General features: G+C 71.9%; 11 protein-coding genes and 2 pseudogenes. 5 read left to right on the top strand and 8 right to left on the bottom strand.

Features of this window, described 5'->3' with window-relative positions:
• Positions 1 to 558, bottom strand: a pseudogene (locus ABZ919_RS37435) (hypothetical protein); the annotation flags it as partial.
• A 546-nt stretch (positions 559 to 1,104) separates the two neighbouring features.
• On the opposite strand from ABZ919_RS37435, the gene ABZ919_RS37430 reads away from it, so the two are divergent.
• Positions 1,105 to 2,019, top strand: a complete 915-nt coding sequence (locus ABZ919_RS37430; RefSeq protein WP_361257409.1) for an SGNH/GDSL hydrolase family protein — start codon at positions 1,105 to 1,107, stop codon at positions 2,017 to 2,019.
• A 39-nt stretch (positions 2,020 to 2,058) separates the two neighbouring features.
• On the opposite strand, the gene pgm is transcribed toward ABZ919_RS37430, so the two are convergent.
• The 3 genes and pseudogenes from pgm to ABZ919_RS37415 all read right to left on the bottom strand — a co-directional run bounded on the left by pgm (position 2,059) and on the right by ABZ919_RS37415 (position 6,439).
• On the bottom strand, positions 2,059 to 3,699 hold the full coding sequence (gene pgm, locus ABZ919_RS37425) for a phosphoglucomutase (alpha-D-glucose-1,6-bisphosphate-dependent) (protein ID WP_361257406.1): 1,641 nt from the start codon (positions 3,697 to 3,699) through the stop codon (positions 2,059 to 2,061).
• Between the two features lie 204 nt (positions 3,700 to 3,903).
• Entirely contained in the window at positions 3,904 to 4,746 is an 843-nt protein-coding gene (locus ABZ919_RS37420) for a chitosanase (protein ID WP_361257403.1), read from the bottom strand.
• 149 nt (positions 4,747 to 4,895) lie between these two features.
• Positions 4,896 to 6,439 (bottom strand): annotated as a pseudogene (locus ABZ919_RS37415) (MFS transporter).
• Between the two features lie 191 nt (positions 6,440 to 6,630).
• Here ABZ919_RS37415 and mgrA point away from each other — a divergent pair.
• On the top strand, positions 6,631 to 7,674 hold the full coding sequence (gene mgrA / locus ABZ919_RS37410) for an L-glyceraldehyde 3-phosphate reductase (protein WP_361257399.1): 1,044 nt from the start codon (positions 6,631 to 6,633) through the stop codon (positions 7,672 to 7,674).
• 177 nt (positions 7,675 to 7,851) lie between these two features.
• Positions 7,852 to 8,031, top strand: coding sequence for a hypothetical protein (locus ABZ919_RS37405; RefSeq protein WP_361257396.1), 180 nt, complete (start codon positions 7,852 to 7,854; stop codon positions 8,029 to 8,031).
• A gap of 497 nt (positions 8,032 to 8,528) precedes the next feature.
• Here the strand turns inward: ABZ919_RS37405 and ABZ919_RS37400 are convergent, their stop codons facing one another.
• The 3 genes from ABZ919_RS37400 to ABZ919_RS37390 all read right to left on the bottom strand — a co-directional run bounded on the left by ABZ919_RS37400 (position 8,529) and on the right by ABZ919_RS37390 (position 12,242).
• A complete protein-coding gene (locus ABZ919_RS37400; RefSeq protein ID WP_361257393.1) occupies positions 8,529 to 9,713 on the bottom strand; it encodes an ANTAR domain-containing protein in 1,185 nt (394 codons plus the stop codon).
• Positions 9,714 to 10,026: 313 nt separating this feature from the next.
• On the bottom strand, positions 10,027 to 11,781 hold the full coding sequence (locus ABZ919_RS37395) for an MFS transporter (RefSeq protein ID WP_361257417.1): 1,755 nt from the start codon (positions 11,779 to 11,781) through the stop codon (positions 10,027 to 10,029).
• 38 nt (positions 11,782 to 11,819) lie between these two features.
• Positions 11,820 to 12,242 carry a MarR family transcriptional regulator gene (locus tag ABZ919_RS37390; protein ID WP_361257389.1) on the bottom strand — a complete coding sequence of 141 codons (423 nt, stop codon included), beginning with the start codon at positions 12,240 to 12,242 and terminating at the stop codon, positions 11,820 to 11,822.
• A 160-nt stretch (positions 12,243 to 12,402) separates the two neighbouring features.
• On the opposite strand from ABZ919_RS37390, the gene ABZ919_RS37385 reads away from it, so the two are divergent.
• Positions 12,403 to 12,576, top strand: coding sequence for a CsbD family protein (locus tag ABZ919_RS37385; protein ID WP_361257386.1), 174 nt, complete (start codon positions 12,403 to 12,405; stop codon positions 12,574 to 12,576).
• Positions 12,577 to 12,820: 244 nt separating this feature from the next.
• A complete protein-coding gene (locus ABZ919_RS37380) occupies positions 12,821 to 13,288 on the top strand; it encodes an ATP-binding protein (protein WP_361257383.1) in 468 nt (155 codons plus the stop codon).
• On the opposite strand, the gene ABZ919_RS37375 is transcribed toward ABZ919_RS37380, so the two are convergent.
• Positions 13,275 to 15,653 carry a SpoIIE family protein phosphatase gene (locus ABZ919_RS37375; protein WP_361257380.1) on the bottom strand — a complete coding sequence of 793 codons (2,379 nt, stop codon included), beginning with the start codon at positions 15,651 to 15,653 and terminating at the stop codon, positions 13,275 to 13,277. The genes ABZ919_RS37380 and ABZ919_RS37375 overlap by 14 nt on opposite strands.
• Positions 15,654 to 15,684: the final 31 nt, after the last annotated feature.

Here is a 15,684-nt window from a genome sequence, read left to right as displayed (position 1 = left end):
CTTGACCGGAAGCTCCGGCTTCATGGGCCGCTCGGGCTTGACCGGAAGCTCCGGCTTCATGGGCCGCTCGGGCTTGACCGGAAGCTCCGGCTTCATGGGCCGCTCGGGCTTGACCGGAAGCTCCGGCTTCACCGGACGCTCAGGCTTAACGGGAAGCTCCGGCTTCACCGGACGCTCAGGCTTGACCGGAAGCTCGGGCTTGACGGGAAACTCCGGCTTCATGGGCCGCTCAGGCTTGACCGGAAGCTCCGGCTTCACCGGACGCTCCGGCTTCATGGGCCGCTCGGGCTTGACCGGAAGCTCCGGCTTCACCGGACGCTCAGGCTTGAACGGACGCTCCGGATACACCGGCTTCTCGGGGCGTACCGGATGCTCAGGTCTCTCCGGAGACTTGGGCATCGGTCGGTGACGCGGGTAAACAGAATCGTTCGGGTACGGCGGATGTGGGGTGTGGTCCTGAGCGTAGGCGGCTCCCGCGTTCACCAGCGCGGCTGCGGCGAGCGCGGCCGCTGCGGCGGCAGACGCCAGTACGGATCGCCTTCGTGGCGATTTCGTCATTGTCTCCACTCTCCTCGACTTGACTCAGAGCTGTATGACGGCAGGTCAGTCCCAAGGGCTCGATAGTGGATTGATCAGGAAATCGAAGACCCGAATAACGCTGCGGAGGCGATAAGCCACCGGATGGTGTAGTGCGGCGCACCGGTTGGGCCCGGTCGGCGACGTATTTCGCCGCAGGCGCTCCCGGTCAGGTCGTCGCGGGCGCCTGAAAGGCCCTCGGCTCGAAGTCGGACTCGGCGCGGCACCCCGCAGGTGCCGCAGGTCCCTCGGATGCCGCAGCGGCTCGTCGGAATTTCCCGGGCGCGGTGCGTGGCGACGGTGTCCTGGCCGTCGGTCTGTCCCCGACGGCCGTCCGGCCCGTCGTCGCGCCGCGGGTGCCGCTTCCGCGGCACCGCTCCCGCAGCGCCGCCACGCGCGCCCAGGAACTCGTTGCTTCCCGCTTCTGGTCTGCGAGACCTACCGGACGGTATACAGACCCAGTCGAACGCGCGAGGCCGCTCTCCGATGCCGGCAGCGTGCGGTGAACCGGCCTCAGGGGGAGGATCCATGGCGAACGGCAGACGTGCGGCGGATGGGGCGAGAGGCCTTCGGGGGGCGGTACTGGGGGCGACGCTGGGCGGTTGTGTCCTGGTTGCGACCGCAACGGCACCGGCCTCCGCGCACTCCGCGGGACACGGCCACGGCATCGACTACGTCGCACTCGGCGACTCCTACACCTCGGGCCCCGGCATCCCTCGGCAGGTGGACGCCAACTGCGCCCGCTCCGACCACGACTACCCTTCGCTGGTGGCCGCCGAGCGTGAGGTGTCCTCCTTCGGGGACGTCAGCTGCGCCGGAGCGACGACCGCGCAGATGTGGCAGGCGCAGGGCACCAACGCGCCCCAGCTCGACGCCGTGGGACGGGACACGGACCTGGTGACGGTACAGATCGGCGGCAACGACGTGGGCTTCGGCCCGATCATCAACACGTGCGCCCACCTGGCAGCGCAGGACCCGACGGGCAACCCCTGCGAACGCTCGTACAACGCATCCGGATACGACCAGCTGGCCCTGGCGGTCGCACGGACCGCGCCGAAGGTCGACCGGGTGCTGCGCGCGGTGCACGCCCGGGCGCCGCACGCGCGCGTGGTCGTCGTCGGCTACCCGGACCTGCTGCCCGACGACGGCAGCGGCTGCTTCCCCCAGGTGCCGTTCGCGCAGCAGGACTTTCCCTACCTGCGGGACACCGAGAAGCGGCTGAACCTGATGCTGCGTCTGGTCGCCGCGGTGAACCGGGCCGAGTACGTCGACACCTACGCGCCCACGGTCGGCCACGACATGTGCAAGGCGCCCGCGGACCGCTGGATCGAACCGCTCCAGCCGGCCGCGCCCGCCGCCCCGGCGCACCCCAACGCCAAGGGGGAGGACGCCATGGCGCAGGCGGTGCTGGAGCGGCTGCAGAGGGGACGCGGACGCGGCTGAGCCGGCCGGGCGGCCTCCGCGGAGGCCGCCCACGGATCCTCAGTCGCCGAGCGCGCCCAGCACCACGGCCTGGGCCTCCTCCTGGACCCGGGCGAGGTGGTCGGGGCCGAGGAAGGACTCGGCGTAGACCTTGTACACGTCCTCCGTCCCCGAAGGGCGGGCCGCGAACCAGGCGTTGTCCGTGGTCACCTTGATGCCGCCGATGGCGGCGCCGTTGCCGGGCGCCTCGGTGAGGACGGCCGTGACGGCTTCTCCGGCGAGCGTGTCGGCGCTGACCTGGGCGGGTGACAACTTGCCGAGCAGCGCCTTCTGTTCGCGGGTCGCCGGCGCGTCGATGCGGGCGTAGGCGGGTTCACCGAAGCGGGCGGTCAGGTCGGCGTAGTGCTCCGACGGGGTGCGGTCCGTGACGGCCGTGATCTCGGAGGCGAGCAGAGCCAGGATGATGCCGTCCTTGTCGGTGGTCCACACCGAGCCGTCGCGGCGCAGGAAGGACGCGCCGGCGGACTCCTCGCCGCCGAAACCGAGGGTGCCGCCGGCCAGTCCGTCCACGAACCACTTGAACCCGACGGGAACCTCGACCAGCCGGCGGCCGAGGTCGGCTGCGACCCGGTCGATCATCGTGGAGGAGACCAGCGTCTTGCCGATGCCGGTCCCGGCGGGCCACTGGTCGCGGTGCCGGTAGAGGTAGGAGATGGCCACGGCGAGGTAGTGGTTGGGGTTCATCAGGCCCGCGTCCGGGGTGACGATGCCGTGCCGGTCGGCGTCCGCGTCGTTTCCGGTGGCGATGCGGTACCGGTCGCGCTGTTCGATGAGCGAGGCCATCGCGTACGGCGAGGAGCAGTCCATGCGGATCTGCCCGTCCCAGTCCAGCGTCATGAACCGCCAGGTGGGGTCGGTATGCGGGGTGACCACGGTGAGGTCGATGCCGTGCTGTTCGGCGATGCGCCCCCAGTAGGCGACGGAGGCACCGCCGAGCGGGTCGGCGCCGATGCGTACGCCGGCCGCGCGGACGGCGTCCAGGTCCAGCACGCTCGGCAGATCGCCGACGTAGGCGCCGAGAAAGTCGTACCTCTGGGTCGTCTCCGCGGCGAGGGCCTCGGTGTACGGCACCCGGCGCACGTCCTTCAGGCCGGCCGTGATGATCTCGTTGGCCCGGTCCTGGATCCAGGAGGTGGCGTCCGAGGCGGCCGGGCCGCCGCTCGGCGGGTTGTACTTGAAGCCGCCGTCCGCGGGCGGGTTGTGCGACGGCGTGACGACGACCCCGTCGGCGAGACCGGTCGTGCGGCCCCGGTTGTGGGTCAGGATCGCGTGCGAGACTGCGGGGGTGGGCGTATAGCCGTCTGCGCTGTCGAGGAGGACGGTGACGCCGTTGGCCGCGAAGACCTCCAGGGCGGTGACCTTCGCCGGCTCGGACAGGGCGTGGGTGTCCGCGCCGAGGAAGAGGGGGCCGTCCGTGGCCCGGGCCGCGCGGTATTCGCAGATGGCCTGACTGGTGGCGGCGATGTGGTCCTCGTTGAAGGCGCTCGCCAGGGACGAACCCCGGTGGCCGGAGGTGCCGAACGCCACCCGCTGTGCCGGGTCCGCCGGGTCCGGGTGCAGTGCGTAGTACGCCGTGACCAGCCGAGGCACGTCGACAAGATCCTCGGGACCGGCCCGCCGGCCGGCTCGCTCGTGCGGCATGAGTCCGCTCCTCGTATCGTCCGATCGATCGCTCACCGCCATCTTTCCTCGTCAGGGCCCTGACATGCGAGTGCGCCCCACCCGTCCGCGCCCACCGGTCCGCGCGCGTACGCCGCGCGCGTCACGGCGGCGGGCCGCCGGCCGCGGTCCGTGGTTCCCGGTCCGCACCCGCCGGCCTGCCGCACGCGACGCCTCGGCCACGGGTCAGCCGATGTGGTAGCTGTCCCCGTACACCTTCCAGTCGAGCGGCGTGTTCAGGTCGAGGTTGCCCTTGCGCAGGAAGACCCGCTGCTCGGTGTCGACCCGGGTGGTGTCGCTGTGCGCCTCCTCCTGCTTCATGGCCCACACCCGCGCGTCGAGGAAGGCGTTCAGGTACGTCGTCTCGTTGCCGCCCTGCGCCGGCGGCTTGGCGCTGCGCAGGGCGCGCTTGCGGATGTTGCGGAAGCTGGTCGGGTCGTCGCCGTCGCCGTGCATGACGATGGCGTCGTAGTAGCAGAACTGGCCGAGGGCGCGCAGGCCGTCCGCCTTGCCCTGGGCGACCGCGGGGTTGAAGTAGACGCGGTCGCGCTCGTCGTTCTGGCACTGCTGGAACACGGTGTCCTGGGCGGCCTTGCGCCAGTCCTTCGGGAAGTTCGGGTCGAGCCCGGAGTGCGAGTCGCTGCCGTTGACCTTGCGCAGGGCGGGCAGGTACTTGGCCAGGACGTTGCCGGGCTCGCGGTCGGCGTAGAGCTGGACCAGGTCGAGCATGTCGCCGGTGCCGGAGCAGAAGCCGATGATGCCGGCGGTGTAGCCGCGGCCGTCGCCGATGTCCTCGATGTACCTGTACTGGGCCTTCCAGTCGAGCGAGGAGTTCTCCGCGCTCGAGACGAGTTCCATGGCGATCTCCTTCTTCGCCGGGTCGTCGAGACCCGAGGCGGCCGCCGGTGCCGCGAGGGCGCGCTGGGTTCCCAGCAGCGCGCCGGAGGCGACGGCGGCGCCGAGCACGGCGACGACCGTGCGGCGGGAGACGGGGGTGGAAGCTGCTGTGTCGCGGTCTGCGTGCACCACGGATACTCCAAATCGAGGCGGGGGGTGGGGAGTTGGACTGCGTCGCACTGGTAGTAAAGTTTCCTATCAAAAGTGCCGCGCGCAAGTAACCGCCTCGCGTGAAGTTCGTAGGATCGAACGACTGCTGTTCGCGGCCCGCCCGGGCCGGTTCAGTCGTGCCGCGCCCGCGCCTGCCCGTGCTCCCCCTGCCGTGTGACGGCGTACAACTCCCTGGAAACGGTGATCAGCTCGCGCCGCTCCTCACGCGAACCGACCATCGGCTGCGACCCCTTGAGCGGCACCTGGGCGCTCTCCGGAAGGAACTTGACGGTGAGCAGGCCGATGGCGCCCGCCAGCATCAGGTAGTAGGCGGGCATCAGGTCGTCGCCCGTGATGTTGACCAGCGCGGCCGTGACCAGCGGAGTGGTGCCGCCGAAGGCGGCGACGGCGAAGTTGAAGCCGATGCCCATCGCCGCGTAGCGCACGGCGGTCGGGAACAGGGCGGGCAGCGTGGCCGCGCTCGGCGCGGCGAAACAGGCCAGCAGGGTGGACAGGAGCAGCACCCCGAGGAACGGCGGCCAGGTTCCCTGCGCCTTGATCAGCAGGAAGGCGGGCACCGCCAGCACGATCATCGCGGCCGCCGCCACGGCGTACACGGGCCGCCGGCCGACCCGGTCGCTGAGCCGGCCGAGGAAGGTGATCAGCACGACGATCCAGAGCATGCCCACGAGCACCAGGACGTCGGCGGAGCCGCTGGAGCGGTTCAGGGTCTCGGTCTGGTAGGTCGGCAGGTACCCGGTGACCATGTAGTTGGTGGCGTTGTAGAGCAGCACAGACCCATGCACACGAGCAGGGCCGGCCAGTGGGTGCGCACGATGTCCCGGAACTCGCTGCGCGCCGACTTCTGCGCCAGGGCCTTCTCGTGTTCGTCCAGTTGCCGCTGGAAGGCCGGGGACTCCTCCAGCTTGAGCCGCATGTAGAGACCGATCAGGCCGAGCGGTCCGGCGATCAGGAACGGAACGCGCCAGCCCCAGGAGAGCATCTGAGCGTCCGTCAGGGCGAGGTTGAGCACGGTGACCAGGGCGGAGCCGAGGGCGTAGCCCACGAAGGTGCCGAAGTCGAGCCAGCTGGAGAGGAAGCCGCGCCTGCGGTCCGGCGAGTACTCGGCCACGAAGGTGGTCGCGCCGCCGTACTCGCCCCCGGTGGAGAAGCCCTGGACCATGCGGGCCAGCAGGAGCAGCAGGGGCGCGGCGATGCCGATCGTGCCGTACCCGGGGATCACGCCGATGGCGAAGGTGCCGACCGCCATCATGATCATGGTGCTGGCGAGCACCTTCTGCCGGCCGATGCGGTCGCCGAGCGGTCCGAAGAACAGTCCGCCGAGCGGCCGGACGACGAAGGCCGCGGCGAAGGTCGCGAAGGAGGAGACGACCTGGGCGGCCGGCGAGGCGCCCGGGAAGAACACCTTGCCGATGGTGGCGGCGAGGTAGCTGTAGACACCGAAGTCGAACCACTCCATGCAGTTGCCGAGCGCCGAAGCTCCCACGGCGCGCCGGAGCAGCGCGGGCTCGACGATCTGGACGTCGTCCTCGCCGAAGGCGCGCCGTTCCCGGCGCAGTCTGCGGATCAGCTCCTCGCGGACCTGGCGGGGCAGCCGCACCACGGCCCGGGGTGCCGGTGTCCCGGTCCGGCCCGCCTGCCACCCGTCCGGCATCGCAGCGCTCACGAGTGTCTCCTTTCCCACGCCCCGCCGATCACCGCCTGCCCCTGGGGCCGATTGAGAAACGGACCCGCTCAATCCCATCCGGTACGGCGGTTGGACTTGAGCGGCCTGTGGGCTCAGGGTGGACGGGCCCGTCCGCACACGGAGGGGCGACACCTACGGCACCACCCGGAGAAGACCCGATGACCCACGTCGCGGACCCCACTCGCTACGACGGCACCATGCGCTACCGGCGCACCGGCCGCTCGGGGCTGGACCTGCCCGTCCTGTCCCTGGGCTACTGGCACAACTTCGGCGACGACCGTCCCTTCGAGACCCAGCGCGAGATCGCCCTGCGCGCCTTCGACCTCGGGATCACCCACCACGACCTGGCCAACAACTACGGCCCGCCGTACGGCTCGGCCGAGCGCAACTTCGGGCGGCTCCTCAAGCAGGACCTGGCGCCCTACCGGGACGAGCTGGTGATCTCCACCAAGGCCGGCTGGGACATGTGGCCGGGGCCCTACGGGCAGGGCGGCGGCTCCCGGAAGTACGTGCTGGCCTCGCTGGACCAGTCGCTGCGCCGGATGGGCGTGGACTACGTGGACATCTTCTACTCCCACCGGCTGGACGCGAGCACGCCGCTCGAGGAGACGATGGGCGCCCTCGACACGGCGGTCCGCCAGGGCAAGGCGCTGTACGTCGGCATCTCCTCCTACGACGCCGAGCGCACCCGGCAGGCCGCGGCGATCCTGCGGGAGCTGGGCACGCCGCTGCTGATCCACCAGCCGTCGTACAGCATGGTCAACCGCTGGATCGAGACCGAGGGTCTGCTGGACGCCGCCGAGGAGGAGGGCTTCGGGGTCATCGGTTTCACGGCGCTCGCCCAGGGCCTGCTGACCGGCCGCTACCTGGACGGCGTGCCGCAGGACTCGCGGGCGGCGCGCGGCACGTCGTTCGACGCGTCCTGGCTGACGGACGACATGCTGCGCCGGCTGCGCGCCCTGAACGACATCGCGGCCCGGCGCGGGCAGACGCTGGCACAGCTGGCGCTGGCCTGGGCGCTGCGCGACGAGCGGGTGACGTCCCTCGTCATCGGCGCGTCCCGCCCCGAGCAGCTGGAGCAGAACGTGGCCGCGCTGGAGAACCTCCACTTCGCGCCGGAGGAGCTGGCCGAGATCGACAAGTACGCGGTGGACGGCGGCGTGGACCTGTGGCGTGAGGCCCGGCTGGGCCGCCTGGACTGAGGCCGACGGCGCCGACGCGGCCGGGCACTCACGGAGCAGAAGAGTGAGCGCGATATGTGACGTACGTCACAGACATACGGAATAAACCCGACATAATGGATGCCGTTCGGACAGCGTTGTCAAAGCGCGTGACACCGTCCCCACGTTCCCGCGACTTCCGAGGAGCCGCTCCCCCCCATGGCGTACGGAGCCCACCGCAGTCCTCTCCTGCCTCCCCAGCCCGACCTGGGCCTCGCCCACGAGTGCGAGGTCTGCCTCGGCTGGGGCACGGTCGTCACCCGCGACGGTGATCACGAACTGTGCCACATGTGCCAGGGCGTCGCCGACGACGAGGACACCGTCCGCTACGGCCGCTGAGCCCGGCACGGCCAGGGCGCCGTCGGACGGCCGTCGCACCGCGCGGGCGTGCCCGGCGGGCCGCTGATCGCGCCGACATACCGTGGAGGAATGGCCGCCCCTCCGCTTCCGGGTCCGCTGGCACATCTGGCGCCGCTGCTCAGCCACTACGGCTACTGGGCCGTGGGGGCCGTGGTCCTGGTGGAGGACTTCGGAGTGCCCGCGCCGGGCGAGACGATCCTGCTGGCCGCCGGGGTCTACGCGGGTGCGGGGCGGCTGAACGTGGCGGCCGTGGCGGTCATCGCGTTCGCCACGGCCGTGGTCGGGGACAACATCGGCTATCTGATCGGCCGGGCCGGCGGGCCCCCCTTCGTGCACCGGTGGGGGCGGTACACGACCGTGTACGACGAGATCTCGCGCTACCAGCTCCATGTCCTCGTCGCCTTCGCCATGGCCGTCGCCGCCCTCGTCGCACGGCACTTCGTGCGACGGCGGCGCCAGCGCCGACCGTTGCGCTCTCAGCCTCCGGCGGCACCCTGTGCGTGCAGGTGCTCCAGCGCGTCCTGGACGATGGTGCGGCGGTACCAGGACCACCACCCGGCCAGCTCGTGGGCCAGGCGTTCCAGGTCGTCCTCCTCGCCGGGGCCCAGCCAGGCGCCGGGGTCCGTGCGGTGCAGCGTGACCACTCCGGTGCTGTCGCCGGTGTCCGTCGTCATCGGCACGCCGTACAGGGCGCGGCTGCCCACCCCGAGCGCCGCCCGGCCCACCGGATGGCCGGCCAGCTCCGGATCCGCGGCCACGTCCGGCACGGTCACCGGCCGGCCGCCGGCCTGCGCCCGCGCGCACACCGCGGGCGGACCGACCACCAGCGCGAGGCAGTCGCGGTAGGCGGCGTCCAGTCCGTGATGGGCCTCGAGCACGAGCGCCTCGTCCTGCACCTGGTCGGTCAGGTGGATCTCGGCCGCGTCGGCGTCCGCCAGGGTCACCGCCGCGTACAGGGCCGCCCTGAGCACCTGCCGGCGGTCCCGCACGTCCACCCGGTCGGCCTGGGGCAGTTCGAGGACGGGCGACGGGGTGTGCCGGCGCCCCGGGAACCACTGCTCGCCCGCGGGCGCGGGCGCGGTCACGACCGCCGAGGCCACCACCCGCAGCGGTACGTTGTGCTGCTGGGAGGCGGCGCGCAGCAGGGCGAACGCGTCGGCCGGTCCGGACAGGGAGTAGCGCGCGATCAGGATGCCCTGGGCGACGCCGATGGTCCCGCTGGTACGGGCCTTGGCCCGTAGCCCGAAGATCTCGGCGGGGGTGCCCTCGGCCGCGTGCGGCCAGTCCCCCCCGCCCTGGTTCTCGCACGCGCACACGGTGGCGAGGGCGCACTCCAGGCTCGCGTAGAGGCGGATGCCCGGCAGGGACGTCGTCGTGAGCACCCGGCGGACCTGGGGGGTGGCGCCGGTGACCAGGACAGGCCCTACGGCGCGGTAGCGGGTGTGGGCGTCGAGGGTCTGCACCGCGGTGCTGCTCACCTCACGCACACCGGACACGTCCAGGACCAGCCGCAGGCCGCGCTCGTCGGCCCGTCTCAGCCGCAGGTCCAGCTCACGTCCGAGCACCCCGGCGCCGAGGGCGTCGAGAGTCCCCGTCAGCCGCAGCACCACCGCCCGCTCGGCCACCGGCTGCACGGTGACCGTGGCCTCTCCCGTCGTCACAGGGCACCACCCACGGGACTCGGCACGCCGACTGGACCCCCCGATCGGTCCGCAGACCGGGCCGCTTCCGAACCGCTACTCCTCTTCTTCCCCCACCTTGTTCCCTGACGCGACGACATGGCAAGCCGTCCCCTCGGCGCGCGACGCCTCCCTGCGCCGCACGGCGTGTCACCGTGGTCCGTACCTGCGAGGACGGCGCACACTGGAAAGAGGCCACGACCGGAGGTCGTCGGTCCGGGGCTCCCCTGGTTCGGAACAGTGCTGGGGGAGTTTCCGTGTGACCGAGCCCTCGGTCTCCCGCCTGCTCCCTCTTTCAGGACGTGGCGCGCGTGGACCGGGACTTCGCCGAGCGGTCCGGCGCGGCCTGCCGGATGTCGTCGTCTTCGGCGCGCTCGTGGCCGCCGCGCAGGGCGGAGGCGAGCGCCGAGACCAGGGCCATGCCCGCGGCCACGCCGAAGACGATGGTCAGGCCGTGGTGGAAGGGGCCGGAGACCAGTTCGGGGAAGAAGGTGTGGCCCGTCAGCGTGGCGCGCTGGGCTGCGGTCAGGTGGTCCAGCGTGCCGCCGTCACCGAGCAGATGGCCGATCGGGTTGTTGCCGAGGAAGGTGGCGAACAGCGTGCTGACCGGCGGCAGCGAGGCCGCCTCGTGCGCGGTCCCGGCGGGCACGCCGTGCGCCTGGAGCCCGCTGCCGAGCGTCTTCGGCAGCGTGCTCGCGAGGCCGGAGACCATCAGCGAGAAGAAGACGCCGATGGACAGGGCCGTGCCCGAGTTCTGGAAGGTGGAACGCATACCGGAGGCCACGCCCCGGTAGCGGGCCGGGACGCTGCCCATGATGGAGGAGGTGTTGGGCGAGGAGAACATGCCCTGGCCGAGGCCGTTGAGCAGCAGCAGCGCGGCGAAGACGGCGTAGTCGAAGTTCACCGGCAGAGCCAGCAGGCCCAGGAAGGATCCGGCGACGACGACCAGTCCGGCGGTGGAGAAGAGGCGGGCGCCGAACCGGTCGGACAGATATCCGGAGACCGGGCCGGCGACGAGGAAGCCGAGGGTGAGCGGCAGCATGAAGATGCCGGCCCACAACGGCGTGTCCTCGAAGTCGTAGCCGTGCAGCGGCAGCCAGATGCCCTGCAGCCAGATGATCAGCATGAACTGCAGTCCGCCGCGGGCGATCGCGGTCAGCAGAGCGGCCAGGTTGCCGGCGGCGAACGCCCTCACCTTGAACAGCGAGAGCCGGAACATGGGCTCCGCGACCCGCTTCTCGACGCAGACGAAGACCAGCAGCAAGAAAACGCCACCGAACAGGCCGGTGAGCACCCACGGGTTCCTCCAGCCGGTGGGGTAGCCGCCGTAGGGCTGGATGCCGTAGGTGATGCCCGCGAGCAGGATGCCGGCGCCGCAGGCGAAGGTGAGGTTGCCGAGCCAGTCGATGCGGCCGCGTCCGCCCGCCGAGGTCTCCCGCAGGCTGAGATACGACCAGACGGTGCCGGTGACGCTGACCGGGACACTCACCCAGAACACCGCCCGCCAGTCGACCGCGGCCAGCAGGCCACCGGCGAGCAGGCCGAGGAACTGCCCGGCGAGCGCGGTGATCTGGTTGATGCCGAGGGCCATGCCGCGCTGACGGGCCGGGAAGGCGTCGGTGAGGATGGCCGCGGAATTGGCGGTGAGCATGGAGCCGCCGAAGGCCTGCACGATGCGCCACAGGATCAGCCACAGTGCGCCCGCCCCCGCCCGGAACGGGTCCAGGGACAATGCGACGGAGGCGCCGGCGAACACCAGGAAGCCCAGGTTGTAGATGCGGACCCGGCCGAACATGTCGCCGAGCCGGCCGAGGACGACCACCAGGACGGCCGAGACCAGCAGATAGCCGAGGATCATCCACAGCAGGTAGCCGATGTTGCCGGGCGCGAGCGGGTCGAGGCCGATCCCGCGGAAGATCGCCGGCAGGGAAACGATCACGATGGAGGCGTCCATGGTGGCGATCAGGACGCCGAGCGTGGTGTTGGAGAGGGCGACCCACTTGTAGCCCGGGCCCGGTGGCGTGTCCCGGAAGCGGGCCGAGCGGGCCAGGAGGCGGCCGCGCAGGCCCGTGGTGGGCGTGTCGCCGTTCACAGCCGTTCCGCCAGCCGGTCGAGCAGGGGCAGGACGTCGTACAGGGCCTGCCGCTCCTGCGGGGTGAAATCGCCCAGGGCGTGGGCGAGGCGGCTGACGGATTCGGAGCGGCGCTGCTCCAGCACGGCTTGTCCCTCGTCGGTGAGGGAGACGATGGCCCGGCGGCCGTCGGCCGTGTCGGGGGTACGTCTCACCAGTCCGCGCTGTTCGAGGCCGGCGAGGGTGCTGGCCATCGCCTGCGGCCGGACCCTTTCCAGTTCGGCGAGCGAGCCGGGTGAGTCCGGGCCCGTCCGGGCGAGCCGGGCCAGGACCGAGGCGCCGGACAGCGTCACGTCCCCGACCGCGTGTGCCTGGCGCAGTCGGCGGACGATCCGGCCCATGGCCAGCCGTAGTTCCACGGCGAGAGCAAGCGTGTCCACGGTTACTGACGATAGGTTTATCAGCCTGGACTGTTCAACCAAGCTTTAGCAATTCCGGGGGCCCTGACGGAAGGTGTCCGTGATTTCCCGGTTTGGACCGCCGCCCAGTGGCAAGCCGAATGGGGACCGGACACCGCACAACCTTGGGATGTGACACGCAATGGCTGGCAGTCAGAAGGCGAAGGGCAAGGCGGAGCAGGCCAAGGGGAAGGCCAAGGAGGCCGTGGGCCGCGCCGTCGGCAACGAGCGGATGGAGGCCGAGGGCCGCATGGAAGGCGCGCGCGGCGATGCACGGCAGGCCAAGGAGAAGGCGAAGGACACCTTCAAGCACTGAGCCGGGCCGCCTCGGCCTCTTCCGACTGCGAACGGGTCCGGGACGTCCAGCGGACGCTGGTCTCCTGGGCCCGTTCCGCTGCACGCGCACCGGTTCGTGGCCATGGACCCGCGGATCGTGGGCGACCGGAGGGTTCGCGCCGGACAACCCCTTGACCGACGGTCCAGCGGGTATCCGGGCAGCGACGGGGGATCCCGTGGGCACCGGAAGGAACGCCGGCACCGCACGAAGAGGGCGACGACGCATGGACATCCCGCTCGGGACGCACACAAGGACACAGGCCCGCCCCGCGAGCCTGCGGCAGAGCCGCATCTGGGACGACGCGGTGGCCGGCATCGGTGACGCCAGGGACGCCGCCGCCGCGCTGCTCGCGCGGGTGCGGCCCACGCTCTCGCGACGCTCGGTGCAGGATGCCCAGCTCGTCGTCAGCGAACTCGTCACCAACGCGGCGAAACACGCCCCCGGTCCGTGCGCCCTGCATCTGGAACTGCTGCCCGACGCCACCGCCCTGTCCGTCACGGTGACGGACACCTCAGCCGCCCCGCCCCTGCCGCGCCCACCCGACCCCTGCCGGGTCGGCGGGCACGGGCTGCACCTGGTCACGATGCTCTCCCGAGGCATCGAGGTGACCTGGCTGACCCACGGCAAACGGGTCTCGGCCACCGTGCCGCTCACGGCCGAGCAGGAGGGCCGGGGCGTCAGCCGACCCTGATGCCGACGATGCAGGTGTCGTCGTCGGTGTCCGACCTGCTGTAGGTGAGCAGCCGGTCGAGCTGATGGTCGAGGGTGTGCGGTGCCGAGCGGGCCGTGTCCAGAAGATGCGACAGCGACTCGTCCACCGAACGGTCCCGGCGCTCGATCAGGCCGTCGGTGTACATCAGCAGGGTGTCGCCCTCGGCCAGCCGCACCTCGGCCTCCTCGTACACCGCCTCCGGCAGGGCGCCCAGCAGCAGGCCCGGCAGCCTGGGAAGGGCGCTGGCCTCGGCCCCGCGGACCAGGACCGGCGGCAGATGGCCCGCCCGGGCCCAGCGCAGGGTCCGCCGCTCGCCGTCGTAGAGACCGCACATGGCCGTCGCGGTGACCCCGCCGGTCAGATGGTGAGCGACGATGTTCAGCCAGGACAGCAGCTGTGCCGGCCCGGCACCGGTGACGGCGAGGCCGCGCAGCGCGTTGCGCAGCACGACCATGCTGGTGGCCGCCTCGATCCCGTGTCCGGCGACGTCGCCGACGCACAGCAGCACCAGTCCGGAGGGCAGCCTGACGGCGTCGTACCAGTCGCCGCCGACCAGGTGCTCCGTCTCGGCAGGCCGGTAGCGCACCGCCACCTGCAGGTCGGGCACCCGCAGCGGTTCCTGCGCGGGCGGCATGATCGCGTGCTGGAGCTGGAGGGTGAGCCGGTTGCGCTCGACGGCCTGCTGTTCGGTATGGGCGAGCTGGTCGCGGGTCGCGGCCAGGGCGACCTCGGTCCAGTGCTGGGCGGAGATGTCCTGGTAGGCGCCGCGTACCCCGATCAGCTGCCCGTCGGTGTCGAGGACCGGTTCGGCGACCAGGCGCATGTGCCGGGTCACACCGTCCGGGCGCTGCAGCCGGAACGCGGCGGACGCCGGCCGGTGGTGGTGCAGCAGGGTGCGCAGGAAGCGGCCGATCGGGACGGCGTCGTCCGGGTGGGAATGCGCGGGCAGGTCCTCCAGCGCGACGGGAGTGCTGGTGGACGGACGGCCGTACAGGGTGAACAGCTGGCCGTTCCAGGTGATCTCGCCCGTCAGCAGGTTCTCCTCGAAGCCCCCGATCCGGCCGAGTCGCTGCGCGTGCTGGAGCAGGCTCGCGAGGCGTGCGGTCTCGTCCTCGATGCGCCAGATGAGCAGCACGCTGGAGCCGTGCCGGCTGATGCTGATGTCCGCGACGGCGGAGAGCGGCACCTGGTCGACCAGCGCGGTGAGCCGCATGCGCTGCGCTCGGAACGGCTCGCCGGTGGCGTAGACCCGTTCCACGCGTTGGAACAGCTCGCTGACGCCGGCGGCCATCGGGTAGGCCTCCAGCAGCAGGGCGCCGCCGACGACGGCCCTCGGACGGCCCGCCGGGTCGAGGAAGCGGCTGTTGACGTGCTGGATCCGGAAGTCGACGAGCCGCCCGGCCTCGTCGAGGTGCGGCACGAGCACCAGGGCCGGGTCGTGCAGACCGTCCGCCAGGTCCATCAGCTCCGCCACGTCGGGCACCACACGGGGCTCCTGTGCGGCCTGGGCGGGGGGCACGAAGGTCTCCAGGGTGTGCGCGCACAGCTCGGCGAGGGCTTCCACCTGCCGTTCCACCGGGCGGGGCAGCGGGCCCTCCGGCTTGGGCCAGGCGATCTCCAGGACCCCGTGGATCCGGCCGCCCGCGCCCGCGCGGACGGCGATCCGGGCGCCGTCGGTGTACTCCCGCCGGCCGATCGTGGGCAGTCCCGAGGCGGCCAGGGAGGGCAGCCACTGCCCGTCGGGCTCGGTGAGACCGCGCCGGGCCACCGTGGCCACGTCGGGCGGGACGTACCGCCAGCGGGCCGCCTCGGCCGGAGCGAATCCGGCACTGCCCGCGAGGGTCAGCGAGCCGTCCGAGCCGGCCGCCCAGATCGCCACGGCGACGGCGCCGAGCGGCCGCAGGGCGTGTTCCAGCAGCGAGTCGGCCATCGCCTGGGTGTCGTGCGCGGCGAGGACGCCGCTCTCGGCCGCGCGCAGTCGGACGGCGGCCGAATCCTCGGCCGGCCCGGGGTGGGCCGCGGTGGCGGACAGGAACGCCGCGGTCACCTCCGCGACGCGGTCCCGGGCCGCCTGGTTGATGACGTCCACCGCGAGCTCCAGCGGGGTCACCTGGGCCTGTTCGGTCAGCTCGGCGAGCTGACGGGCGGCCTGGGCGGGTCCGCAGCCCAGGCGCTCCACCAGAATGCCCTTGGCCAGCTCGATCAGCGCCCTGCCCTCGGCCTCCGCCTGTGCCGCCCGCACTTCCCGGCGCAGCCGTTCCACGGTGGCGGCGAGCCTGCCCACCGGCGAGGTCGCGGGCCCGTCGCCCGGCTCGTCGTCCCCCGGGGTGCCGGGAGCGGGCACGCCGGGGAGAGTGTCGGGTTCGCCTTGTCGT

The organism is Streptomyces sp. NPDC046759 (assembly GCF_040645475.1).
In the GTDB taxonomy this organism is placed as follows: Bacteria; Actinomycetota; Actinomycetes; order Streptomycetales; family Streptomycetaceae; genus Streptomyces.
Note: the sequence above shows the minus strand (reverse complement) of the source record. Positions and strands in the feature narration are given on the sequence as shown.